22 protein-coding genes and 2 pseudogenes are annotated in these 25,380 nt (G+C 40.3%); 21 read left to right on the top strand and 3 right to left on the bottom strand.

Going from position 1 to position 25,380, the window contains the following annotated elements; translation table 11 throughout:
- The first annotated feature begins 38 nt into the window (after positions 1 to 38).
- From kdpA to AC0IWE_RS16175, 10 genes and pseudogenes are all read left to right on the top strand, one after another.
- Complete coding sequence (gene kdpA, locus AC0IWE_RS16220) at positions 39 to 1,757, top strand: potassium-transporting ATPase subunit KdpA (protein ID WP_471793845.1); 1,719 nt, start codon at positions 39 to 41, stop codon at positions 1,755 to 1,757.
- An 88-nt stretch (positions 1,758 to 1,845) separates the two neighbouring features.
- Positions 1,846 to 3,874 (top strand): annotated as a pseudogene (kdpB, locus tag AC0IWE_RS16215) (potassium-transporting ATPase subunit KdpB).
- A gap of 36 nt (positions 3,875 to 3,910) precedes the next feature.
- Positions 3,911 to 4,471 (top strand): K(+)-transporting ATPase subunit C, encoded by a 561-nt coding sequence (locus AC0IWE_RS16210; protein WP_471793844.1) that lies wholly within the window; start codon positions 3,911 to 3,913, stop codon positions 4,469 to 4,471.
- A gap of 138 nt (positions 4,472 to 4,609) precedes the next feature.
- Positions 4,610 to 5,680 carry a porin gene (locus AC0IWE_RS16205; RefSeq protein WP_471793843.1) on the top strand — a complete coding sequence of 357 codons (1,071 nt, stop codon included), beginning with the start codon at positions 4,610 to 4,612 and terminating at the stop codon, positions 5,678 to 5,680.
- Between the two features lie 133 nt (positions 5,681 to 5,813).
- On the top strand, positions 5,814 to 6,062 hold the full coding sequence (locus AC0IWE_RS16200; RefSeq protein WP_471793842.1) for a hypothetical protein: 249 nt from the start codon (positions 5,814 to 5,816) through the stop codon (positions 6,060 to 6,062).
- 6 nt (positions 6,063 to 6,068) lie between these two features.
- Entirely contained in the window at positions 6,069 to 7,199 is a 1,131-nt protein-coding gene (locus AC0IWE_RS16195) for a sensor protein KdpD (RefSeq protein ID WP_471793841.1), read from the top strand.
- A 165-nt stretch (positions 7,200 to 7,364) separates the two neighbouring features.
- A complete protein-coding gene (locus tag AC0IWE_RS16190; protein WP_471793840.1) occupies positions 7,365 to 7,730 on the top strand; it encodes a hypothetical protein in 366 nt (121 codons plus the stop codon).
- Between the two features lie 186 nt (positions 7,731 to 7,916).
- A complete protein-coding gene (locus AC0IWE_RS16185; protein WP_055909601.1) occupies positions 7,917 to 8,285 on the top strand; it encodes a response regulator in 369 nt (122 codons plus the stop codon).
- 147 nt (positions 8,286 to 8,432) lie between these two features.
- A complete protein-coding gene (locus AC0IWE_RS16180; protein ID WP_471793839.1) occupies positions 8,433 to 10,217 on the top strand; it encodes an ATP-binding protein in 1,785 nt (594 codons plus the stop codon).
- Between the two features lie 181 nt (positions 10,218 to 10,398).
- A complete protein-coding gene (locus tag AC0IWE_RS16175; RefSeq protein ID WP_055909604.1) occupies positions 10,399 to 10,941 on the top strand; it encodes a DoxX family membrane protein in 543 nt (180 codons plus the stop codon).
- 125 nt (positions 10,942 to 11,066) lie between these two features.
- On the opposite strand, the gene AC0IWE_RS16170 is transcribed toward AC0IWE_RS16175, so the two are convergent.
- Entirely contained in the window at positions 11,067 to 11,705 is a 639-nt protein-coding gene (locus tag AC0IWE_RS16170) for a hypothetical protein (RefSeq protein WP_471793838.1), read from the bottom strand.
- Positions 11,706 to 11,926: 221 nt separating this feature from the next.
- Between AC0IWE_RS16170 and AC0IWE_RS16165 the strand changes: the two genes are divergently transcribed.
- The 10 genes and pseudogenes from AC0IWE_RS16165 (at position 11,927) to AC0IWE_RS16120 (ending at position 21,564) form a co-directional block, all read left to right on the top strand.
- Positions 11,927 to 12,721, top strand: coding sequence for an SDR family NAD(P)-dependent oxidoreductase (locus AC0IWE_RS16165; RefSeq protein ID WP_055909609.1), 795 nt, complete (start codon positions 11,927 to 11,929; stop codon positions 12,719 to 12,721).
- Positions 12,722 to 12,944: 223 nt separating this feature from the next.
- Positions 12,945 to 13,106 (top strand): hypothetical protein, encoded by a 162-nt coding sequence (locus AC0IWE_RS16160; protein ID WP_471793837.1) that lies wholly within the window; start codon positions 12,945 to 12,947, stop codon positions 13,104 to 13,106.
- A 19-nt stretch (positions 13,107 to 13,125) separates the two neighbouring features.
- Positions 13,126 to 13,659, top strand: coding sequence for a DinB family protein (locus AC0IWE_RS16155; RefSeq protein WP_471793836.1), 534 nt, complete (start codon positions 13,126 to 13,128; stop codon positions 13,657 to 13,659).
- A gap of 196 nt (positions 13,660 to 13,855) precedes the next feature.
- A complete protein-coding gene (locus AC0IWE_RS16150) occupies positions 13,856 to 14,221 on the top strand; it encodes a DUF2200 domain-containing protein (protein WP_471793835.1) in 366 nt (121 codons plus the stop codon).
- A gap of 19 nt (positions 14,222 to 14,240) precedes the next feature.
- Positions 14,241 to 14,435 (top strand): annotated as a pseudogene (locus AC0IWE_RS16145) (helix-turn-helix domain-containing protein); the annotation flags it as partial.
- Between the two features lie 835 nt (positions 14,436 to 15,270).
- Positions 15,271 to 15,774, top strand: coding sequence for a carboxypeptidase-like regulatory domain-containing protein (locus AC0IWE_RS16140; protein WP_471793834.1), 504 nt, complete (start codon positions 15,271 to 15,273; stop codon positions 15,772 to 15,774).
- A gap of 86 nt (positions 15,775 to 15,860) precedes the next feature.
- Positions 15,861 to 16,415 carry a TonB-dependent receptor plug domain-containing protein gene (locus AC0IWE_RS16135; RefSeq protein ID WP_471793833.1) on the top strand — a complete coding sequence of 185 codons (555 nt, stop codon included), beginning with the start codon at positions 15,861 to 15,863 and terminating at the stop codon, positions 16,413 to 16,415.
- Positions 16,378 to 18,642: a SusC/RagA family TonB-linked outer membrane protein gene (locus AC0IWE_RS16130; RefSeq protein ID WP_471794050.1), complete on the top strand. Its 2,265-nt coding sequence runs from the start codon at positions 16,378 to 16,380 to the stop codon at positions 18,640 to 18,642. Before AC0IWE_RS16135 ends, AC0IWE_RS16130 begins: the two co-directional genes overlap by 38 nt.
- A 9-nt stretch (positions 18,643 to 18,651) precedes the next feature.
- The gene (locus AC0IWE_RS16125) at positions 18,652 to 20,142 is read left to right on the top strand and encodes a RagB/SusD family nutrient uptake outer membrane protein (protein WP_471793832.1); all 1,491 of its coding nucleotides are present in this window, start codon (positions 18,652 to 18,654) and stop codon (positions 20,140 to 20,142) included.
- A 6-nt stretch (positions 20,143 to 20,148) separates the two neighbouring features.
- Positions 20,149 to 21,564, top strand: coding sequence for an arylsulfatase (locus tag AC0IWE_RS16120; protein ID WP_471793831.1), 1,416 nt, complete (start codon positions 20,149 to 20,151; stop codon positions 21,562 to 21,564).
- 232 nt (positions 21,565 to 21,796) lie between these two features.
- On the opposite strand, the gene AC0IWE_RS16115 is transcribed toward AC0IWE_RS16120, so the two are convergent.
- Positions 21,797 to 22,528, bottom strand: coding sequence for a DUF6261 family protein (locus tag AC0IWE_RS16115; protein WP_471793830.1), 732 nt, complete (start codon positions 22,526 to 22,528; stop codon positions 21,797 to 21,799).
- 650 nt (positions 22,529 to 23,178) lie between these two features.
- Here AC0IWE_RS16115 and AC0IWE_RS16110 point away from each other — a divergent pair.
- Positions 23,179 to 24,054, top strand: a complete 876-nt coding sequence (locus AC0IWE_RS16110; protein ID WP_471793829.1) for an alpha/beta fold hydrolase — start codon at positions 23,179 to 23,181, stop codon at positions 24,052 to 24,054.
- Positions 24,055 to 24,142: 88 nt separating this feature from the next.
- Here the strand turns inward: AC0IWE_RS16110 and AC0IWE_RS16105 are convergent, their stop codons facing one another.
- On the bottom strand, positions 24,143 to 25,258 hold the full coding sequence (locus AC0IWE_RS16105) for an acyltransferase family protein (protein ID WP_471793828.1): 1,116 nt from the start codon (positions 25,256 to 25,258) through the stop codon (positions 24,143 to 24,145).
- Positions 25,259 to 25,380 lie beyond the last annotated feature (122 nt).

Here is a 25,380-nt window from a genome sequence, read left to right as displayed (position 1 = left end):
CTTTCTCCTTCCTGGAGAACAATTAACACATCAAAAAAATGAACACTGAATTAACCGGCATTATCGCCACATTCTTGCTCACCCTGGCCATCGCAATACCTTTGGGTAAATACCTGGCAAAGGTTTTTGCAGGAGAAAAAGTCTGGACAGATTTTTTAAAACCATTGGAAACTGGTATTTACAAACTTTCCGGAATCAACATTAAAGAACAGATGAACTGGAAGCAGCAATTAAAAGCTTTGCTCACCATTAATATATTATGGTTATTCTATGGCTTTTTTGTACTCATTTTTCAGGATAAACTTCCCTTCAACCCGGATGGAAATCCTGGAATGACTTCAGATTTAGCATTTAATACCATTATCAGTTTTGTGGCCAACTGTAATCTTCAGCATTACTCAGGCGAAAGTGGTGTAAGTTACCTCACCCAGCAATATGTACTGATGTTTCTTCAGTTTGTAAGTGCTGCCACAGGTATAGCTGCTGCAGTTGTGCTTTTTAAAGCCTTTAGAGATAAAACAACAACCGAACTTGGAAATTTCTGGGAGTTCTTTGTAAAATCAATTACCCGTTTATTGTTGCCGCTATCTTTTGTGATGGCCTTAATTTTAACTTTTAACGGTACCCCGGCAAGTTATGATGGTAAAGACAAGTTTATTTCTTTACAGGGTGATACGGTTAATGTTTCGAGAGGGCCTGCCGCTCAAATGATTGCCATTAAACATTTGGGTACTAACGGAGGCGGATATTTTGGAGCAAATTCAGCACATCCATTCGAAAACCCAAGTTACTTTACCAATATGGCCGAGCTAATTGCACAGGTAATCATTCCGATTGCAATGGTGATTGCTTTCGGATATTTTATCCGCAGGAAAAAACTGGCCTGGACAATCTTTGGAGTAATGACAATTGGTTTGTTTATGCTGCTTTTGCCTATGCTAAGTTCAGAACTTGGTGGAAGTCCTGCCCTGGCAAAAATGGGCATTTCTCAAACTACCGGAGCAATGGAAGGGAAGGAAGTCCGCTTTGGTCCCGCTGCATCTGCTTACTGGGCAACGGTAACTACTATTATTTCTACAGGATCTGTAAATAGTATGCACGATAGTACCATGCCAATGTCGGGGACGTGGCAATTACTTGGCATGATGATCAATTCTTTTTATGGAGGCTGTGGTGTGGGTTTATTAAATTATTTTATTTACCTGATTGTTGCCGTATTTATATCTGGATTAATGGTAGGTAGAACGCCGGAGTTTCTTGGACATAAAGTTGAGGCCAGAGAGATTAAAATCGCTGCCATTATTACTTTGCTAAGTCCGTTTTTGATTCTTGCAGGTACTGCAATTGCCAGTTACATTTTTACCAATCATGGCGATGCGGCATGGGCCGTTCAACCTAAAAACTGGCTTAATAATCCTGGTTTCCATGGATTTTCAGAGATGCTTTATGAAATGACCTCCTCTAACGCCAATAACGGTTCAGGATTTGAAGGATTGGGCGATAACAATATATTCTGGAATTTATCTACCGGTATTGTGATTTTCATTGGCCGTTTCTTGCCAATTATTGGTCCTGTTGCCATTGCCGGATTATTGGGTGCCAAAAAATTCATTCCTGAATCGGCTGGTACACTTAGAACAGATACCAAAACCTTTGCCTTGATGACTTTTGCAGTGATATTGGTACTGAACGCTTTATCTTATTTCCCTGCATTGGCACTTGGGCCATTGGCAGAATACTTTACCATGCTTAAATAAATAAGAATTGCCGCAGTTGAGTATCTCGAGACGCAATTACTAGTATTTCAATAAGCTCAGCACGACAAAACAATAATAAAATTCAAATATGAAACCCAATAATAAATTGTTCGAACCTGCCTTAGTGCAGACCGCACTTAAACAATCTTTTATCAAACTCGATCCAAGGGTAATGGTCCGCAACCCGGTTATGTTCACTGTAGAAATCGGAACCCTGGTAATGGCTTATGTTACAGTATATTCATTTAGCCACAGCGGGCAAGGATCGCCATTATATAATTTCTTCATCTTTTTGGTGCTTTTGCTTACTGTACTTTTTGCAAATTTTGCTGAGGCCATTGCCGAGGCAAGGGGCAAAGCACAGGCAGATAGTTTACGTAAAACAAGAGAGGAAACGCCTGCAAAAGTGCTTTTGCCAAATGGTATAATCGAAATCCGCTCTTCTAACCAGTTGAAAAAAGGTGATGTTTTTGTTTGTGAAACCGGAGATACCATTCCTACAGATGGAGAGATTATTGAAGGTATTGCTACAATCGACGAATCGGCCATTACTGGTGAATCTGCTCCGGTTATCCGCGAATCGGGAGGTGATAAATCTTCGGTAACAGGAGGAACAAAAGTTTTATCTGATGAGATTAAAGTTCAGGTAAGTACTGCTCCTGGAGAAAGCTTTTTAGATAAAATGATTGCCCTGGTAGAAGGTGCCTCGCGCCAAAAAACACCAAATGAAATTGCCTTAACCATTTTGCTGGCAAGCTTTACCCTGGTATTTATCATTGTGTGCGTTACTTTAAAACCCTTTGCCGATTACGCCAATACACCGATTACCATTGCCGCATTAATTTCCCTCTTTGTATGTTTAATTCCAACCACCATCGGCGGACTTTTATCGGCCATCGGCATTGCCGGAATGGACAGGGCATTAAGGGCCAACGTAATCACAAAATCGGGTAAAGCAGTAGAAACCGCAGGCGATATTGATGTATTGCTTTTAGATAAAACCGGAACAATTACAATCGGAAACCGTAAAGCCACCAATTTTTACCCAACTGCTGGCGTAAACATTAAAGCTTTTACCGATGCCTGTGTGCTAAAGCTCATTGGCAGATGAAACCCCTGAAGGAAAATCCATCATCGAACTGGCTGCAGAACAAGGTATAAAATCTGTAGGAACACCTGAAGGATCAACTTTTATAAAATTTACTGCCGAAACACGCTCAAGTGGATTAGATACTGCTGATGGAAGAAGAATCAGAAAAGGGGCCTTCGATTCGATTAGAAATATAGTAGAAAAGGCCGGAAATATATTTCCATCTGACATTGAAAACCATGTAAAGGCAATTGCAACCAATGGCGGTACACCCCTTGTAGTATCAGAAAATGAAAAAGCCCTTGGCGTAATCGAATTGCAGGATATTATTAAACCAGGTATAAGCGAGCGATTCGAACGCTTAAGAAAAATGGGTGTAAAAACGGTAATGGTTACAGGCGATAATCCATTAACGGCTAAATATATTGCTGAAAAGGCTGGTGTAGATGATTTTATTGCCGAGGCTAAACCCGAGGATAAGATGAATTATATTAAAGATGAACAGGCACTTGGTAAACTGGTGGCAATGATGGGTGATGGTACCAATGACGCGCCTGCTTTAGCCCAGGCCGATGTTGGTGTAGCCATGAACAGTGGTACACAAGCAGCAAAAGAGGCTGGTAACATGGTCGATTTAGATAACGATCCTACCAAGCTAATTGAGATTGTAGAAATAGGAAAACAATTGTTAATTACCCGTGGTACGCTAACAACCTTCTCTATTGCGAATGATGTTGCCAAATATTTCGCCATCGTTCCGGCATTGTTTATCGCCTCGATACCTGCTTTGCAAAGTTTAAATATCATGGGCCTACATAGCCCCGAATCGGCCATTATGTCGGCAGTAATTTTTAATGCCATTATTATTCCGATCCTAATCCCGCTGGCCTTAAAAGGTGTGGCTTACAAGCCTATCGGTGCCACTGCATTATTACGCAGAAACCTGTTTATATATGGTATTGGCGGCGTTGTAGCACCCTTTATAGGCATTAAAATAATCGATTTATTAGTGGGGTTATTTGTCTAAAAAAATCTGTTTATCAGTAAAATAAATTTTAATAAAATGAAAAAGTACATCATTCAATCTATCCGCTTAACCCTTGTGCTATTGGTACTGTTATGCGTAATATATCCCATCAGTGTGGCCTTTATCGGTAAAATGTCTAAAGGAAACGGTGGAGGAGAAAAAATCACTAAAAACGGTAAAACTGTGGGTTATGCATTACTGGGCCAGTCGTTTACCAAGCCAGAATATTTCTGGGGAAGGCCATCAGCAGTGGCTTACAATGCAGCTGGCTCTGCCGGATCTAACAAAGGTCCATCTAATCCTGATTATTTAAAAGAAGTACAATCGCGTATTGATACTTTATTGAAGTACAATCCAGGTATCAAAAAATCAGATATTCCTGCCGATATGGTTACTGCATCAGGTAGCGGGCTCGATCCTAATATTTCTGAGCAAGGTGCAGCCATTCAGATCCAACGGGTTGCGAAAGCCAGAAATATAGATGAGGAAAAAGTAAAAGAACTTATCGCGATGAATACCCTTAAACCTTTTATGGGCGTTTTTGGCCCTTCATCAGTAAATGTGCTGAAATTAAACATTGCACTTGATGAACTTTAAATAATCCACGAACGTCATTTCGACCGTATTAGAGAAATCTTTTGAATTAGATCGCTCTATTTCATTGCATTCATCCGATAGCTATCAGACCGAGATGACGCTCACATTAAACTTTACTTAATAAAACAATCAGATAAAATGAAAAAATTACTATTACTAGCTGCTACACTTACTACAGGTTTCTTCGCGAAAGCACAGGAAGAACCAAAAATTAAAGTAACGGGTTACCTCGAAGCTTATTACGGATATGATTTTAACAAACCAGCCGATCATAACCGCCCGGCATTTATTTATTCGCACAACCGTGCAAACGAAGTGAACCTTAACCTGGGTTTTATTAAAGCAGCTTATGATAGTGGCAATATCCGCGCTAATTTAGCGGTAATGGCCGGAACCTATGCCAATGCAAACCTTGCTGCTGAGCCTGGTGTACTAAAAAACATTTTTGAGGCCAACGCTGGAGTAAAATTATCCAAATCGGAAAACCTTTGGGTTGATGCCGGAATTTTCTCTTCTCATATCGGGTTTGAAAGTGCAGTTTCAAAAGACTGTTGGGTGCTTACCAGGAATATTTCTTCAGAGAATACGCCATATTATGAATCTGGGGCTAAAATCAGCTATGGAACAAAAGATGGTAAGTTTTCTGCTGCAGCACTTTACCTTAACGGATGGCAGCGTATTACACGCCAAAATGGAAACAATAAACCTGCCGGCGGACTTCAGCTTACCTGGAAACCAACCGATAAAATTACCGTTAATTATAGCAATTATCTCGGAACTGAAGGTGCCGATTCGGCCCGGGTAAACAGGTTTTACCACAATATTTACGGCATTTTCCAGGTTACTGATAAATTTGGCGTAACAGTTGGTTTTGATTATGGCACCCAACAGAAAGTAAAAGGAAGCGATGATAAAAATGAAGTGATTTCACCAGTGGCAATTCTTCAATACAAATTTGCACCTAAATGGGCTGTAGCCGGAAGATTTGAGTATTACGAAGACAAAAACGGCATTTTTATCGCTACAGGAACAACAAATGGTTTCAAAACCAAGGGTTATTCATTAAATCTTGATTATGCGCCAATAGCAAACGCTGTAATTCGATTAGAAGGAAAAGCTTACGATAGCAAAGACAAAATATTTGCAAGAGAAAATGCTGCGGTAAATGCAAATGCTACCCTTACGGCAAGCATAGCAGTTTCGTTTTAGCATTTAATAGCGTCGTCATTTCGGGCAGAGCGTGGGGGAGTCGATAAGTCTATTGTAGATCTTTCCGTTCCGTTGCAATCGGTCGAGATGACGGCTATTTTAAAAATAATTTCTGTAATCATCAATTGTAACAATGCATCCTTATATAGAAATCATCTTCAGCCTGTTTTTAGCCATTACTGGTACGTTAATGATCAGAAAATTGAATGCGTTAAAAAGGAGCAAGGCATCTCACCTCAAAAGAAGTTATACAGCGCATAAACATGTTAATTTGCTTACCAGGAAAATTTCATTCAGGTTTAAGGTTATATTGTTTACCCTTGTAATAATTGTTGCCTTCAGCATATTAATAGAAAAAGGAATTGTAATAGTTACCTGGTAAAAGATTATGGAAGAAGAACAAAAAGAAGAATCGGTTAGGCACTTTTTGGATCTGGTTAAAAAATCCAGGCGCGGGAAACTTAAAATCTACATCGGAATGAGTGCCGGGGTGGGCAAAACGTACCGCATGCTTCAAGAATCACATGCGCTGTTGCGCAACGGAGTTGATGTTTGCATCGGTTATGTAGAAACCCATAAAAGAGCAGAAACAGAAGCACTTGTTGCAGGCCTTCCCATTATCGCACGGCGAAAAATATTTTATCGGGGCAAAGAAATAGAGGAGATGGATTTGAAAGGAATTATAAACCGCCATCCCGAAATCGTTATTGTAGATGAACTTGCCCATACCAATGCCGAAGGCAGCAAAAATACCAAACGCTGGCAAGATGTTTTCGACCTGCTCGAAGCCGGGATCAGTGTAATATCCGCAGTAAATATCCAACATCTCGAAAGCATAAATGAGGAAATTGAACAAATTACCGGAATTGCCGTTACCGAACGCATTCCCGATAAAATATTGGAACTTGCTGATGAAATTGTAAACATCGATCTCACAGCTGATGAACTGGTTACCCGGCTTAAAGAAGGGAAAATTTATGATCAATCTAAAATTGAAAGGGCATTAGGCAATTTTTTCCAGTCAGACAAAATTCTCCAACTTCGCGAACTTGCCCTTAAAGAAGTAGTGCACCAGGTAGAACGGAAAATCCAGACAGAAATTCCCAAATCAATAAAACTCCGGCCCGAGCGATTTCTTGTCTGTATTTCTTCAAATGCAGAAACAGCTGGTGTGGTAATCCGCAAAACAGCAAGATTGGCATCTTACTACCGTTCTCCGTGGATCGTATTGTATGTGCAAAGTGATAACGAAAGCTTGGAGCGCATTAAGCTGGATAAACAGCGGCACCTTATCAATCATTTTAAATTGGCAACCGAACTTGGTGCAGAAGTGATTAAAGTAAAAAGTAATGCAATAACCAAAACCATTATCGATGTGGCCACCGAAAAAGAAGTTACCACCATTTGCATCGGCAAGCCACACCTTAATATTTTCCAGGTAATTCTCCGTACCGCAGTTTTTAATGGTCTTTTAAAAAATCTGGCCATGAGGGATATCGATCTCGTTATTTTATCTTAAAACCCTTACTTTTTAATTGTTTGTGAATTGTCAAACCCATCACGATATAAAATTGCTGTCCGCTAACACTAAAGTTGCTAAATGCTATGGCATTAAGTCTTTCTCAAATTAATCAAAACTATATCTCAGCAATTGGGTTCAAATAATAGGACCTATGGAATTGATATGGAAAAAAAAGATACTAGAACACATTTGATTAATGAAATTGCGACTGCCGGCTTACAAACTGCTGCAAAAAAATTTGGTGCATCTGCAAGTAAGGCACAAGTTAGAAGAGGCATTTCGAAAAACATAAGTTTAATTGACGAACTTTTGCACCTGGTATTGGTTAAAAGTAAAGATTCTTCTAAACGTGTACAGAGAAATATAGAATTTGCGGGCTTGGGCATAATCGCTGCACACTCCTTTTACCGTGGTTTTAGAAAGAAAAAACGTTTAGCAATTATTGAAGGGGTATTTTTAACCGCTGCACTTGGGGGTGTATTATTGGCTACACAATTTAAGCCTGCAAAAAGAGCAATCGGGAATTAATCACGCTTTTTTACTATTGTAAATAAACCACAATTTCATTCAAAAAATGGAAAATTCGCATAGCGTTTAGCCGTTTTTTTTAATACCATCATTTTTTGTACTCCTATAGTGTAACAGCTAAAACATTATCTGGCAAGTGTTGTTACATTATCACTGTTTAGTTAAACAAATAAGGGTGATATAGTTATGGGCAAGAAAATATGTTTGTTGGAAGATGATGAGGGCATACGTGAGATTATCGAAATGATACTGACCGATGAACAATATGAGGTTTATGGATTCTCGAACATAAAAGACTTTATGGCCTTTAAGGATAAGGGAAAACAGGATTTGTACCTCCTTGATGTTAGGTTGCCTGATGGGAACGGCTTACTTGTATGCGATGATTTAAAAAATGACGAGGCCACTAAAAAGATACCCATTATGATGATGAGTGCCCATGCAGGCCTAAATGAAATGAAACGCAACTGCAAAGCTGAAGATTTTATTGCCAAACCTTTTGATATTTTTGATTTGCTTAAAAAGGTAGATTATCACCTTACAAATCCTCACTAAATAGATCTCGTACAAGCCTTAGGAATATTAATTGATGTGCCAAACATTTGTGTCGCCTGGCTGTTACAATACTAGATAAATCATAATATTATTTTTAATAAAACCTTCACTTAAAGGTAGTTAATTGCTTTAAAGTAAATTATAACAATGGAAAATACGTTCGGAAAGAATATTATCCCCGATAATGATGTCGAGCGTGTTGAAGCCCTCAAGCGTTACAAAATTATAGATACCCCGCCAGAGCATTGCTTTGATCATATTGCGGGTTTGGCTACTCAAATATTTAATGTACCCGTTTCTTTAATCTCACTTGTAGATGCAGAACAGGTTTATTTTAAAGCCAATGTTGGTATGGGCAAGGCAACTACATCACCAAGGGGCGTAAGTATCTGCTCACTGGCTGTTTTAGATCCGGAGGTTACCGTTTTCGAAAATGCACCACATGAGCCATGTTTGCTTACCAACCCAAATGTTGCAGGCAGTTTTGGTTTAAAATTTTATGCAGGTGCACCATTAACTACAGCTGATGGTTTCAGGATTGGTACTTTATGCATTATAGATAAAATACCCAGAAAATTTGATGCGCACAGCAGGGCCATTTTAAAAAGCATGGCTAAAATTGTGATGGATGAAATCGAATTGCGTCTTTCTTCTATCAGTGAAGTAGAGTTACAGAACCAGTTAATGGAAGAAACTACGGCTTCAAATGAAGAATTGCTGGCTTCTAATGAGGAGTTAATCCGCAGTCAGATAGAAGTGGGAAAGCTAAATGCCGAATTATCTGAAACCAACAGCGAAATCCGTGCTGCAAATGAAGAATTGCTCTCTGTAAATCACGCCCTCAAGGTTACGCAAAACAGTTTATTATTGGTAAATGCAAAACTGGCAGAAAGCGAAAACCTGAAAAATATGGCAATCGAACAAGCCGATTTAGGCATCTGGTACATCGATGCCGATACAAGGGCATTTATTCCTTCGCCACGCTTAAAGCAGTTTTTTGGTTACCATGAAGATGAAACAATGCCTTACGAGGCTGCGGTTTCTCAAATCAGAGAAGATTATAGTGCCAAGGTGGTAGAAAAAATTAACGAGGCTTTTCTTAATAATAAATCCTACGATCTTGAATATCCCATTATCGAATTCAGGAGCAAAAGGCAACGCTGGGTAAAATCAACAGGGAAACTGAACCCTGCCGAAAAGGGAAGGAAATCATATTTCTCTGGTACTGTATTGGATATTACCGAGCAGAAAGAAAACGAACAGCGCAAAAATGATTTCATCAGTATGGTAAGTCATGAACTTAAAACACCGCTTACCTCAATGGGTGGTTATATCCAGGTGTTACAAATGCGTGCCGATAAAAATAAAGATGGCATGAGTGGGAATATTCTGAGCAGGGCTTATATTCAAACCAAGAAGATGAGCACCATGATAGATGGTTTTTTGAATATGAAAAGGGCTGATACAGGAAAAATACCCATAGACCTGAAATTATTTGATATGGCCGACTTAATTAAAGAGGCCGAAGTAGAATCGCTGGCCACCATCTCTTCCCACAATATTATTTTTGCACCTGTAGAAACAACACCTGTTGTAGCCGATAAAGATAAAGTTGGGCAGGTAATTACCAATCTGATTAACAATGCGGTAAAATATTCTCCACTTGGCTCTACCATTAATGTAGCCTGTATAAGGGTTAATGAAACTGCACAGGTGAGTGTAAAAGACGAAGGTATGGGTGTATTGCCTACAGATCAGGATAAATTATTTGATCGTTTTTTTAGGGTAGATAGTAAGCAAATGGCCAATATCAGCGGTTTTGGGATTGGGCTTTACCTTTGTGATGAGATTATCCGTGGCCATGGAGGAAAAATTTGGGTAGAAAGCGAATTAGGGGTTGGCTCAACTTTCTATTTCAGTTTGCCACTTTAAAACAAAACGACCCACAGCCTCTAATCTTTTTTATATAAATCACATCTTCTATTCTCTACAATAACTGGTATAGCATTTTAGCGATTAACCATGCTTTAACATCATAAACGAGTAGGTAACCCCTTTTGGAAGTAAACTCAATGATGTTAATCGACGTATATTAAGGTCTAAAACCTATAGCATGTTCAGTATCCTCAGAATAACAGAATCAAGAATTGTAGCCTGGAAAGCACGAAACGGCATTAATATTTTGCGTATATGCCTGGGTATTATATTTATCTGGTTTGGAATGCTTAAATTTTTCCCTGGCATGAGTTCCGCAGAAGAAATTGCAGGGCGCACCATACTTAAACTTACTTTCGGGGCCATCAAACCCTCCATTTCTATGCCTATATTAGCAATCTGGGAATGCGTTATTGGTATTGGCTTAATTACAAAAGCCTGGCTTAGACTAACTTTAATTTTATTGTACATGCAGATGGCTGGTACATTTCTTCCGCTAATTTTCTTCCCTCATGAAACCTTTCATCATTCGATACTGGTTCCAACACTGCTGGGGCAATATATAATTAAGAATTTTGTGTTGATTTCTGGCGGGATTTTAATTGGTGCAACATTAAAAGGGGCGAAGTTAGTAGCTAAAACACAATTAAATGAGAAGTCATTAAAACTCGAAAAACGCTTTGGTAGAATCAGGCGTATCATTAATCTGCAAGCCATTTAAACTTTGATTAATTATTTTGCAATAATTAAAACAATAAAAAAGGTATCGTGTTATATCAATACATCTACCGTAAACATTTACAAAACAGACTTTGCTCAGCAAGGTCTGTTTTTGTTTATAACCAATTAAGCTTTTAACTCCATTATAAAAATATACCCTTGGGCAGAGTTTGTTTGCACATTAACGATATAATTTTTACCATTATTTCTAAATGCATATACGGCAAAAGGTTCATCATCAGAAAGTGCGAAAGTATGCCCTTTGCCGTTCCAAATATTTCCTTTCAATTTTTGCCTCAAAGCCTCATTAGCAGTATTGTTGGCAGGATAATTCCCACTGTATAACTGTTTCGCACCTATTTTATTTATATATTCAGTAAACTCCTGATTAAAAAAGCGTTGATTAAAATTTTGACTCTTTTCATCTGCAAAAGCAATAACCCCAAGTTTCCCTTTGGTGGTGTAAACGCCAGTGCCAGTATAGTTTTCTAACATTTCATTTTCAAAAACATCAGTCAGTCCGGCTTTTTCATCTACAATTTTTATACCTTCCGGAGCTTTAAAAAAAGGAAATTCGCCAATTTCTCTAACCTCAGGAATAGTTTTCCAGTCGATTTCGGTAGCGGCAACACTTCCGCTGGTTTTTGATGGTTCAGTTTGACTGGTTGTGGTACTATCTTTAAGATTTTCTTCTGCTTTTTTCTCTTTATTGTTGCAAGAGGCCAGAGCTACCCCTAGGGCGAGAGCGATTGCTGTTTTTTTCATAAATAGATTTGATTACGTTTTAGCTATATGTTTATGATAGCCAGACTCTGTGTTCAAAAATGATGCCCGGATTGCTTTAACGATTATTCATTTTTAGCATATTGAAATGACACATTTTAAGCAGAAAATTGTTCAGTTTGTATAGCTCAAAGCAACTTAGTTAAAAAGTTTTACATGCCAAATGGCAGTTAATATTATGATTAACATTTTAAAAACTAGAAATGGATCTACAATTAAAGAATAAAACAGCTTTTATAAGCGGCTCTACCGCTGGTATTGGATTCTCAATTGCCGAAAGTTTGTTAAAAGAAGGGGTAAAAGTAATCATCAATGGCCGTTCGCAGCAAAGTGTAGATGATGCAGTTAAAGCATTGGAAAGTATTGCAGGCAGTGAATTTATTTCGGGTATTGCTGCTGATTTTTCGAGTGCCGAAGACGTAAACAGGCTGATTGCAGCGCTTCCTGAAATCGATATTCTGGTTAACAATGCTGGAATTTTTGAACCCAAAGCCTTTGAAGAGATAAGCGACGAAGATTGGTTCAGGTTTTTTGAGGTAAATGTAATGAGCGGCATCAGGTTATCCCGCGAGTTGTTCCCTAAAATGTTAAAGAAAAACTGGGGCAGAATTATTTTTATTTCAAGCGAATCGGCTGTGTTTATTCCGGATGAGATGATCCATTACGGTATGACCAAAACTGCGCAGCTGGCGGTAAGTCGTGGCTTGGCAGAATTAACCAAAGGCACAGAAGTAACTGTAAATTCAATTTTGCCAGGGCCAACAAAATCAAAAGGGGTGGGTGGTTTTATTGAAGATTTAGCAAAAAAAGGAAACATTAGCATAGCAGAAGTAGAAACCGATTTTTTTAAGAATATGCGGCCTACTTCATTGTTACAGCGCTTTCTTGATGTAAGCGAAATAGCCAATGCCGTTACTTTTTACGTAAGTCCTTTAGCTTCTGGCACCAATGGCGCAGCCATTAGGGTAGAGGGTGGTTTGGTAAGATCGATCTTATAATATAATATTGTGCTGAACATGATGAATTATCTTTGGGTACTTACTATCTAAGGCATTTCGCTTGGTTCAGCATGATGATTTGTTGATTCTTTTACAATGCCTTATCTCAGTTGAAAAAGAAGTTCGCAATAAATAATCAAAGATTTGTTTTCACTTGCGTTTCGTAATGGTAGACGAAATTTCTCACAGGTTTTGTTTATATTTGATTATCAATTTATAAGCTATGTTGTTATTCGCAGTTCCGTTATATTTTATTGCATTTTTCGGCTGGATGATTTATGCCGCTTTCATCAAGAAAAACCTTAAACAAAATATGTCTATGGTTTATTTTGGAGGCACATTTAGCGTAATCTGGTTGGTGATAATAACGGTTTCCTACCTGTAAAGCAATGTTTATTTAAGATATGTCGCAAAAGTTAGAAGTTTGGCAAAGAGGTCCTCTGCCAGAGTTTAATCCATTACTACAGCCTATTGCTCATGCATTACTGCAGGCCAGAGAGGAGATTAACGAATACATGGATGATTTTCCGGTAGCTTTACTTTGGGAACGCCCGGCCGGAATGGCTTCTACAGGTTTTCATCTTCAGCACTTAAGTGGCGTACTCGATCGGGTTTTTACTTATGCAAGGGCACAAGGGCTTTCCGAATTTCAGTTTGCACAATTGGCAGAAGAAGGTAACGATGCGGCAGATCCATACACTGTGGCCGATTTGGTAAACCGTTTCAGTAATCAGGTCGATTTAGCCTTGGCGCAGCTAAAAAATACAGATATATCTACCCTGCCCGATTTTAGAGGAGTGGGCCGTGCAGGCCTCCCTTCAACTGTAATAGGTTTGTTATTCCATGCAGCCGAACATACCATGAGGCATGTTGGTCAGCTAATGGTTACCGCAGCCGTAGTTAAAAAAGACTATTATGTTGGTTCAGAGCGGGCTTAAACTGCTTTTCAAATAATGTTTTCCTGGTGTTGTAGGTGTCATCTTTTTTTTTGGAAACCAGAAAACAGGTGCGTTTGGGTAATAATTGCTACCATTCATCAATATGAAAGAATGCTAGATTGATTTATCCTTCCTAAAAATAAATGTTAAATTTGGTATCGCTATAAGCAATAAGGTTTAACATTAGCATATCCATATGAATACTTCTGATACCCACAATGAGCGCATTGCAAAAATGACATTTGCTTCCGTTTATCCTATGTATGTGGCAAAAGTGGAGAAAAAAGGCAGAACAAAAGAAGAATTAGATGAAGTGATTACCTGGTTAACAGGTTTCGACAAGCAAAAACTCCAGCAGCTTATTGATGAAAAAGTAACTTTTGAAAGCTTTTTTCAGCAGGCAACATTAAATCCAAATGCATACCTGATCACCGGATTAATTTGTGGGTACCGCATTGAGGAAATCGAAAATATTTTAACCAAACAAGTCAGGTACCTGGATAAGTTGGTTGATGAATTGGCAAAGGGCAGAGCGATGGAGAAAATATTACGAAAGGCATAAGGAGTATCGGTAAAGTATTTTAACGGGGCAAAGCACACAACAGCATGTGCACAATACGCTTATTGAAAAAGCCAAAGAAAAATTATCTACTTCAAATTTATCAGTCAGCGAAATTGCCTATCAATTGGGTTTCGAACATTCGCAATCGTTTAGTAAACTGTTTAAAGCAAAAACGCAGCTTTCGCCGCTGGCGTTTAGGGCCACCTTTAATTAATTAATTAATTAATACATGAAATAGTAAGATTAAAGCTCATTACGATGGGCTTTAGTTTTAACATCATATTGGTAATGCCCGCTTATTGCAGATCGGATAAATGGTTTGACATTTTCCCTTCGTTAATTACTTTCCCAATCTCCATCACTTTTGCAATACAATCCATTTGCTGAATATTTTTATCAATAGAATAATTATTGAGCCTGCAAATGGTTATGCCATCGTTGCCGGAAGTTCAAAAATTATCAAAATCGTAAAATTTGTTAAATGTTTGTGGGGCATGTTAAGATAATATAATTTTGTCTACTAATAAGATAGACTTTATATATTATGAATCCCGAACCACTCCTTACCCCCTACCGTTTGATACCAAAAATTTGCTACAGTAACCGCTGTAGTTGTTGTTGAATTAATCTTTTCTCTGGCAAAGGGCTTCTTAATAGATTTTGTTTTTAACAAATCATATCGAAAGTGAGGTTACAGCACGGCAAATTTTCCTCATCATCAATATTGGCTGTATGATCTTTGCATTAAACAGCAGAACATAAACGTAGCTATTTACCTGGTTATACATATGAAGCAGGTAAACACAATATGAGGTAGACAAAGAAGCTTACCAACAGCGCAGCGTTATAATTTACAACATAGGGGAAATGCATTTCTGCACATTCCTCATATTAAACCATTTAACCGGAGATCAATTGGCGTTGCACCCGGTCTATTTATTCAATGATCATGCTAAAATTAAGAAAATTGCAGGAGTTTTTTCATCCCATTAATCCCATTGCAATTTTATAATTGGCATAAACCAACCTTAATTATGAAAATAAGCGGAATGTTCTGGAAGGACTCGCATCACAAACCTTTGTTAAAAACACTTTTTTTACCAGGTTTAACAGGGTTTTTCCTGTTTTCCTCCATTTTACCGGCTTCGGCAAATAAAAGTATTAAAGAAACACATCGTAAGCTACCTGCGTACCCGAATAGCCCCCAAACTGCAAACCCACCAGTGTACAGTACTTCTGGTGTGCTAAATGTTGTTCATCAGCGATGGAATGCCATTACGATTAAGGGAAAAGTGACCGACGAAAAGAACCTTCCGTTGCCGGGGGTAAGCATACGTGTAAAAGGAACTGCCCAGGCAGTATCTACCAATCCTGATGGCGAATTTCAATTGGTTACCGAGGTGAACCAACCCACATTAGTTTTTACTTATGTAGGCTACAAAACCCAGGAAGTTCTTTATAAAGGCGAACAACTTTCGATCAAACTCGATCCCGATCAAAGTAAGTTAGATGAAGTGCTGGTAGTGGGTTACGGATACCCAAAGAAAAAGTGATGTTCTCGGTGCTGTGGCTAGTTTTAATGCAAAAGCTGTAGAAGAAAAGCCGATATCGAGGGTGAGAGCAGGCACTTATCGGCCAAATGGCTGGTGTGCAGGTAAGGCAGCAAAGCAGCACACCCGGTGCAGGCCTAAGCATTCAGGTACGTGGGGCAGGTTCTATTACAGCAGGTAACGAACCCCTGTATGTTCTGGATGGTTTCCCGCTTGATGTAGCCAGTCAGAATGCCGCTGGCGGAATCTCCAACAGTCCGCTTGATAACCTTAACCCTAACGATATTGAAAGTGTACAGGTATTAAAAGATGCTGCTGCCGGGGCCATTTATGGTTCGCGTGCGGCGAATGGCGTTGTGATTATTACCACCAAAAAAGGTGTGGCGGGTAAACCCCGAATTACTTTAAACGCCAATGCAGGTATCAGTTCAGTTGCCAGAAAAATAGATATGCTCAATGCTGATGAATGGGTGGCCCAGGCAACCGAACTGGCCAACGCGGCATGGGTAGCATCGGGTACGGGCAGAACAGCCAGCCAAAGCAATGCAGAAAGAGCTGCTATTTTAGGTTTGGCCGCAGGCACAATAAACACCAGTTACATGACGGATCCGAGGTGGGCACAGCCCGGGCACCCTGGGGCTTGATTATGTAGATTGGCAGGATGCAATTTTTACCAGTGCACCTTTTCAAAACTATGAGGTTTCGGCAAGTGGCGGATCGGAAAACGTAAACTACTTTATCTCCGGTAACGTACTCAACCAAAATGGAACGCTGATTAACTCCAATTTTAAAAACTATGGTTTAAGGGCCAATGTAGAAGCCAATGCCAGTAAAAAACTTAAGTTCGGAATCAATCTCGCGCCATCTTATTCTGTTAACAATGCGCCGCCGGGCGAGGGTAAAGACAACCAATTGATGAATGCCTTACAAATGGTACCCGTTGTAGAAAGTACGGCAGGATTAAATTCCGGTGCTTATGGTTACAGCACCTACACCTGGGGCAGCCCAAGGATAATCAGCCCATATGCTTACCTGGAAACAGCCATTAACAAAGTGAAAACTTCCAGACTGCTTGCTTCCGTATACGGAGATTATCAGATTATAAAAGGCCTGTCGTTACGCTCGAGTGTAAATTACGACAACCTGGACAGGAACACTTCAAAATATACATCCGATCAGGTTACTGTGGGCGCAGCATCGGCTTTATTAACCAACCCTGGCTTATACTCAACCGGTTCTTATGCGGTAATCAAAAAACAAAATTTCCTGAACGAAAACACACTAAATTATAGTACAACAATTGCTGGTGTACACAAAATTTCGGCCATTGCAGGGGTATCTTACAATATTGTACATACCGAGGGCGTGAGTCTTGCAACAGCAGGTGGTTTTGCAAATGATATCATTAAAACCCTAAGTAATGCCATTGCCAACTCGGCAGGTGTTACCACCACAGGAACATCAACCGCGGCAAACAGTACGCTTTTTTCTTACTACAGCAGGTTGCAATATGCTTTTAAAGACCGCTACCTGTTATCGGGTACCATCAGGAGGGATGCCTCTTCAAAATTCGGTACCGAAAACAGGTGGGGTACCTTTCCTTCGGTATCTGCCGGATGGAAAGTTTCAGAAGAATCATTTCTTAAAGATGTTAAAGCCATCAGCGAACTAAAATTAAGGTTAAGCTGGGGTAAATCGGGTAACAACAACATCGGCGATTATAACGCCATAAGCACACTGATAAATGCCAACTATGTATTTGGCGGCAATACGCCAACAACAGCCACCGGGCAGGTGGTTTCGGGCCTTGCCAACAAAGCACTGAAATGGGAAACATCCAACACTTACGATCTTGGTTTAGACCTCAGTTTATTGGCCAACAGAATCAATTTTACTTTCGATGCCTATCATAAAAAGAATACAGATTTATTATTAAACCTGCCGGTACTCTCTGCAAGTGGGTTTAGCAGCAGCTTACAAAATATAGGCGCAGTTGTAAATAAAGGTTTAGAGTTTGGGTTGAATACCGTAAACGTAAAAACGGCCAACTTCAGCTGGACAATGAACGCCAACATTGCCTTTAACAAAAATACGGTAACCGATCTTGGCCCTACACATGCTGATATTGAAATTGCCTCTGCTTACAGCGGGAGCAATGCCCCATATCTGTTAAGGGAAGGGCTGCCCGCTTTTAGCTATTACATTACCAAAACGGATGGCATTTTAACTGCTGCTGATGTTGCCAATCCGGTGGTGGCAAAAGTATCAGGACAGAAAGCTGGAGATGCAAAGTATGTTGATGCCAACGGAGATGGAAAAATAAGTGCTGCCGATAGGGTAGTGGGCGGCCAGCCTTCTCCGAAGTATACCTGGGGCTGGACAAACAATTTCAAATATGGCAACTTCGATCTTGGCGTACAGCTGTATGGCCAGCATGGAGGTTCGATACTTTCGTACCTGGGCAGGGCAATAGACTTTTCCGGAAGTACTACAGCTAATGTACTTGGGGTATGGAGAGACCGCTGGACTGCGGCAAATCCAAATTCAGATGCACCAAGAGGTAAACTGGGTGCAACTTATACCTATCCCAATGTAACTTCAGATTGGGTATACTCCAGCGATTTCTTCAGGGTACAAAATATCACCTTGGGTTATAACCTTAAAGGATTGATTAAAACACGGGGCATCTCATCGGCAAGAATATTTGTGGCGTTAGAAAATTATTTCAGTCATGATAACTACAAGGGTGGTGCCAACCCCGAAGCGCAAAATACAAATGTAAGCGGCGATGCCAGCTACGCAATATCTGGCGATTACGGTTCGGCACCATTAAGTAAAACAGCATCAATTGGTATAAATATTGGCTTTTAGTAAAATAAGATGAAAACAAAAATATACTTAACCCTGTTCTCGGCAATACTGTTGTTAAGCAGCTGCGAAAAGGAATTAAATCAAACACCAGAATCGAGTTTAGCCACCGATAATTTTTTTACGAACAACAACGACTTTCTTCAGGCCGTAAATGGTGTGTATGCACAATTGAGTAATTACCCAAGCCAGGCCTTATGGTTAGGTGAAATGCGGAGCGATAACTTAAATGCCACATCTGATGGTAACCGCGATTGGGATGGGATTAATAATTTTACACCAAGCATTACCACAACAGGCTTCATCGCCACCGCATGGAAAGCAAATTACAATGGCATATACAATGCAAACACAGTACTTGCAGCATTAGAAACCAAAGGAAGCGTGCTTACCCCTGCAAACGCCACCAGGTATGCAGCTGAAGTTCGTTTTTTGAGGGCTTTATACTACTTTTCCCTGGTTCGTACCTTTGGGCAGGTGCCCTTAATTGCAACGGTTAAGAGTGCTGCAGAAGTAACCAGTATTCCCCGAAGCCCGGTAGCTGAAGTGTATGCGCTGATTGAATCGGACCTGCAATATGCTGCGGCCAACCTGCCGGCCACCTTTACAGGTGCCGACCTTGGAAGGCCAACCTCGTATGCTGCAAAAGGCTTATTGGGCTTGGTTTATTTAACCAAATCGGGCCCCACTTATGGTATAAACGGACCTGGCCTTAACAGCAACGAATATGATAAGGCTGCGGCCCTGTTTGATGCGGTACTTACCGGCAGCCCTTATAGTTTTGCCGCTAATTATGCTTCCATCTTTTCGTATACCAACGAAAACAACAGTGAAGTGGTGTTCGATGTGCAGTTTGCATCCAGTTTAAACGGAGCTGGTTTTCCTTCACATCTGGTACCTGTAGCGTATTGGACGGGCAACGGAATATCCAACAGCTTTGGAAATGGTTATGGTGCCAGTACCTTTCCGGTGGCCAAAAGTCTTGTTACTGCTTACACCACCAATACGGTTAGCGGAACAGATACGCGGTACCCATTTAACGTAGCCACAACCTATACTGCGGGGCCTTTTATTAAAAAATATATCGATGTAGCCAAAAAAGGCTTGTCTGGCAAAGATTGGTCTGTTAACTTTATCGTACTGCGTTATACCGATATTTTGCTTATGAAAGCCGAATGTATTTTGCATGGAGCGGCAGGCACGCAGAGCGATGTTGATGCAGCGGTTAATAAAGTTAGGGACAGGGCAGGTGTAGGTGCATTAACTAATGTAACCATACAGACTTTAATGCAGGAGCGGCAGAGAGAATTTTTGGGCGAAGGCCTCCGTTGGAACGATCTTGTGCGCGAAGGACTTGCCGTTACACAGATGAATGCCTGGAGGGTGGCCGATGGGATTGCTAAAATTAATGAAATTGTACCCAATTATGTAATTTATCCGGTACCTGCGGCAGAAATTCAGACAGCACCTGGCCTATATATTCAAAACCCGGGTTATAACTAGTATATTATGAGAATTACAAGTGTTGATTTTAATAAAATGACCATAAGAAGTTTAATCATCATAGGCTTTTCGCTGCTTTACAGCGGAGCAGTTTTTGCCCAGCGAAAGGCGGAGCAAAAACCTAACATTGTTTTTATTTTGGCCGACGACCTGGGTTATGGCGATGTTGGCGTGTACGGGCAGAAGCAGATCCTGACCCCTAATATTGATAAGCTGGCCAATGAAGGCACGCGTTTTACCGATTTTTATGCCGGGGCACCGGTATGCTCGCCCTCTCGCGGATCAATACTTACCGGGCTTAACACCGGGCATGCCACCATTAGGGGCAATGCAACCGAGCAAGGCGGAATTGCAGGTAAGAAAGGTAAAAATGTAGTTTACCGCGCCAACCTTACCAAAGATGATTATACCATAGGAAACCTGATGCAGGATGCCGGATATGAAACTTCGCTGGTTGGAAAATGGCATGTAGATGGTTACGATTCGCTTGCTACACCTTTACAAAGGGGCTTTGATCAATTTTCGGGCTGGCTGATTAATATTCCTTCCACCTATGCCAGCACCTATTGGCCCGATCACCGTTACATCAACGGAAAACTTGTAAACGTGGCACCAAATGCCGATGCAAAAAAAGGATACTATGAAACCAATATGTGTACGGATGAAGCATTGACCTATCTGCAAACGCAGAAAAACAATAAAAAGCCTTTCTTTTTAATGCTGAACTTCAACAATCCGCATTCACCGCTTGATGTGCCAGACCAGGCCATTTACAAGAATAAAAATTGGCCGGAAGATATGAAAACCTATGCCGCAATGGTGTATTATTTAGATCAATCGGTAGGAAAAATAAAAGATTACCTGGTAAAAAGCGGATTGTCGGAGAATACAATCGTGTTCTTTGCATCCGATAACGGGCCAAGATCGGAGCCAACGAGCCAGCTCAAAGCGGTATCAGAATTTTTTGATTCGAACGGTAAGCTTAAAGGCTACAAAAGGGATATGTATGATGGAGGAATCAGAATCCCGTTTATTGCCTGGGCACCGTTTATTAAAAACGCCCCGAAAACAAGCGATGTGCCTGGATATTTTCCTGATATTATGCCAACGTTTGGAGAAATTGCCGGTAAAACCTCCGGATTCCGTACAGATGGCACCAGTATCTATCCGATAATGAAGGGAGCAAAAGTTAAAACTGACCGGTTTTTATATTGGGAGTTTTTCGAGCTGGGCTTTGAACAGGGTGTACGGTACGGCCGATGGAAAGCAGTAAAAAGACACCATAAGCTGGAACTTTACGACATTAAAACAGACATTGGCGAAACTAATGATGTTGCTGCGGCGCATCCTGATGTGGTAAAAAAAATTGAGGATTATCTTTTAACCGCCAGAACTGATTCGCCTTATTGGACGGTGAAGTAAAGCCGTGTAACCATAGGTGGCGGGCGTGATTTTTAGGTAATTATTCGCTTCTATTTAAGTAGTTTTCAGTTGGTGCAAACACAATTAAAATAATAAAACAAATGCATCTATGGGTTATCGTTACCCGGTTAAATATGTTAAAATCGTCATTGCAGGAGCTCGGTTTAAAATGCTTTCTCGCAATGACGATTTTTGTTTAGCGGTTTAGCAATTGCTGCTAAAAAGGAATCAGCTAAACCAGGTCAACATCAGGTTTAGCATTTCGCTTGGCCGTAAGGTTAAAATAAGATTTGCGTGCTTGGTTAATGGTGTTCAGGATATTATTATAATAGGCACTATCTGTGGCATCGGCCAGTGCCAGCACGTAAGTACAAAATGCCCTGTAGTGGTCGTTAATGGTTTTACGGATTGCTTTTGCATCATAAACAACTGTTGCCGCAGTGGTTGAACTTCTCTGCGTAAAAGTGGCATTAAATATTTCGTTCGCGTTTTTTAAGCGTTCCAGGTATTTAAGCAAATCCAATGTTTTGGCGTGTTCGGCGTATTTCGCTTCGTTAAAATGACTTAACAATTTCACAATGGCATTGCTTTCAGCTTCATAGTTAAGACGAGGCAAATCTTTGTAATTGCGTAACAAAATCTCCAACGAGTGATATGCATCAGATTCGGCTTTAATATCCGACAGTTCGAAAACCTGAATCTGTCTTTTCAAAATGTTAAAGGCCTTGTCGCGCTCCGTATCCAGGGCAATAAGTGTATCTGTTTCTTCCTGTTTTTTAATCTGAATAATAGCCAGATCGAAGGCCTCAACAGCTGCCTGCAATTTTTCGGTGTAGGTTTTTAAATTGGCATCGGCCTTAAAATCTGTTTTAGCAAGGTCGAGGTCTGCAATGTTGCGTTTTACGAGTTGGCCCATTTCCAGGTGCGACAATCTTTGTACTTGTAATTTGTGTAAGCTTTTCATAATAGATGGTTTAAATAGACGGCGTTTGCGTATATCAATTATTTGATAAACTCAACTTTAAACGCTATTAGTGTGATAATTATTACTGTTATGTAAAAATTAATATTATTTTATGGTAAGTATAATAATACATTAATGAAATAATTCGTGGACGAAATACTTTTTCCTAAATGTTAAGGGTAGGTGGAGAATGTTCAGTTGATGTTTTGCAAAATAACGATCTGGTTGGTTCGCGAGTTCTTACAATTACGCGATTCTTGTTCTCTGCAACTTTGCGGCTGTTAAATATGCGCGATTTTAATCTCCTGCAACTTTGCGGCTGTTAAAAATGCGCGATTTTAGCCTCCTGCAAGAATGTAATGCCCAATATTACGCGATTTTAGTCTCCTGCAACTTTGCAGCTGCTAATTATGCGCGATTTTGATCTCCTGCAAGAATGTAACGCCCAATATTACGCGATTTTGGTCTCCTGCAACTTTGCGGCGGCTAAATATGTGCAATTCTGATCTCCTGCAACTTAATCTTAGGCTGTTCTGTTCAAATAATGACGCAATTCACATCTAATGTTGTCGTTTATACCGCTCACCGGATCAATAAATGTGCGCCATCTTTGTATTGTAAATAATTTCATACCAAATTTTAATAGCCTTATGAAAAACTTATTCAAAACAGGGAATACATTTAAATTAATATTGTTAATGGCCATGGTAATGTTAACCACACTTCAATCAAAAGGGCAACAGTTAAAACCCGCCTTAAGCGGTTATGCGCCGGCAAACGGCTTAAAGGTTTATTACGAAGTTTACGGAGCAGGTAAACCGCTGGTATTGTTGCATGGCGCGTTTATGACGATTGCCACCAACTGGGGCGAACTTATACCCGAATTAGCCAAAACCAGGAAAGTAATTGCGATAGAAATGCAGGGCCATGGGCACACACCATATTCAGACCGTAAATTAAATCAGGTTACCCTGGCCAGCGATGTTGAAGCGGTATTGAATTACTTGAAAGTGGATAGTGCTGATGTTGTTGGCTATAGCATGGGCGGAACCATTGCTTATCAGTTTGCTACACAAAGTGCAAAGCGTGTAAATAAACTGGTTATCATATCATCTACCTATAAAAGCACTGGTTGGCTGCCCGAAGTAAACAATGCATTTAAAGGGCTTAAACCGGAGATGTTATCAAACACACCAATGAAAACTGCTTATGATGCGGTAGCACCCGACAAAACGAAATGGACAAATTTTTTAACGCAAATGATTGCGTATGCCAATGTGCCCTTCGATATGGGCGACGAAAAGCTTGCTAAAATTACCTCGCCCGTACTCATCATTGCGGGTGATAATGATGGCCTTGATAAAATTGAATTAATTAAAACCTACCGTTTGTTGGGTGGTGATAAATTTGCCGATATGGGTGCAATGCCAAAAGCACAACTGGCCATTGTGCCGGCGCAGGGCCATGTAAGCCTGATGATGCAAACCAAAACAATACTGGCTTATTTGGATGGCTTTTTAGAGTAAACACAAAAGGTGGCCATATGTAAAGAGCATAATGGACGCCTTTTTCAATAAAAACCCTACAGGCAGGGGTATAAATGGATTACTGTAATTAAGCCAGCTTTTTTTGCAGCCATTTGCGAACAGGTTCATCATACCATTTTAATGCTGCATAAGCTAAGGCAATACCCCCAACCAAAATAAGCAGGGCATATGGCCAGGCCTGCGCAAGTGTAACGCCTTTATGGTTGCTGATCCAGGCCACGTAAAAATAAACCAATGGATAATGTACCAGGTAAAGCGGGTAAGAAATATCGCCTAAAAATTTACATATTTTACGTTCCCTTTGTGTTTGCAGCAGTCCGCTGGCACCGATGTATACAATAAGCGGGAAAACGATGATGATGCAAATGGATTCATAAACCCCGTTCATCCACAGGTGATCGGCACCGCCAATACGTGGCATATAAAGTACAAGGGCCACTAAAAGGCTGCACCATAAAAAAGCATTTTTAATTTGGGTGGGTTTCGCAATGCGCGATAGGAGCAGGCCGGCAAAAAAAGGATACATGGTGCGGGTAAAGCCAATACGTACCTGTTCTACATTCAACGTCCAGCCACCACTAACATCGCCGTTAGAAATGGCGAGCTGTGCCAATGCTATTCCAGCAATAACCACCAATATTGTTAATGCCGTTTTAGAAAATTTCCTGATCCACACCGCATACAAAATGTTGGCAATATATTCGAAAAATAACGACCAGCCCACACTGTTTAAAGGATGCATTTCTTCCCATCCACGAATATCGAGCGATAAAGGCACAGGCAGGATGGTATAACCGATTAACAGCACGAGCAGCATCTTCCATAATGGGATGGTATGAATAAGGGGCCAAATGGTAGAATCTGTATAGTAAAACCCGATGGCACCGAGTGTCATCCCTAAAATTACCATTGGTTGCAAACGGATTATGCGGCGTTTAAAAAAATTGCCTAAACTCATTTTCTGCCACCTGTCGTCGTAGGCATAGCCCATCACAAAACCCGATAACAGGAAGAAAAAATCTACAGCGAGGTAACCATGATTAACCAATATATCGAGGTGCCCGGTACCTAATGGCTCGGTGAGGTGAAAGGTAACTACAATAATGGCTGCAATGCCACGCAGGCCATCTAATATGGGGTAATGTGGCTTGGTGGCCAGCTCAATATTTGGGTTAGTGATCATCTGATTTGTGGTAAAAAATTGCAATTTCTAAAAAATAAAGAAGATTCGGTGCTTCGGTAAGTATTGCATTCATAATGATACATAATAAGTTAAATTTAAGTTTAGAGATTAAGAGAACGTAT

It is taken from the genome of Pedobacter sp. AC402 (assembly GCF_979252805.1).
Note: the sequence above shows the minus strand (reverse complement) of the source record. Positions and strands in the feature narration are given on the sequence as shown.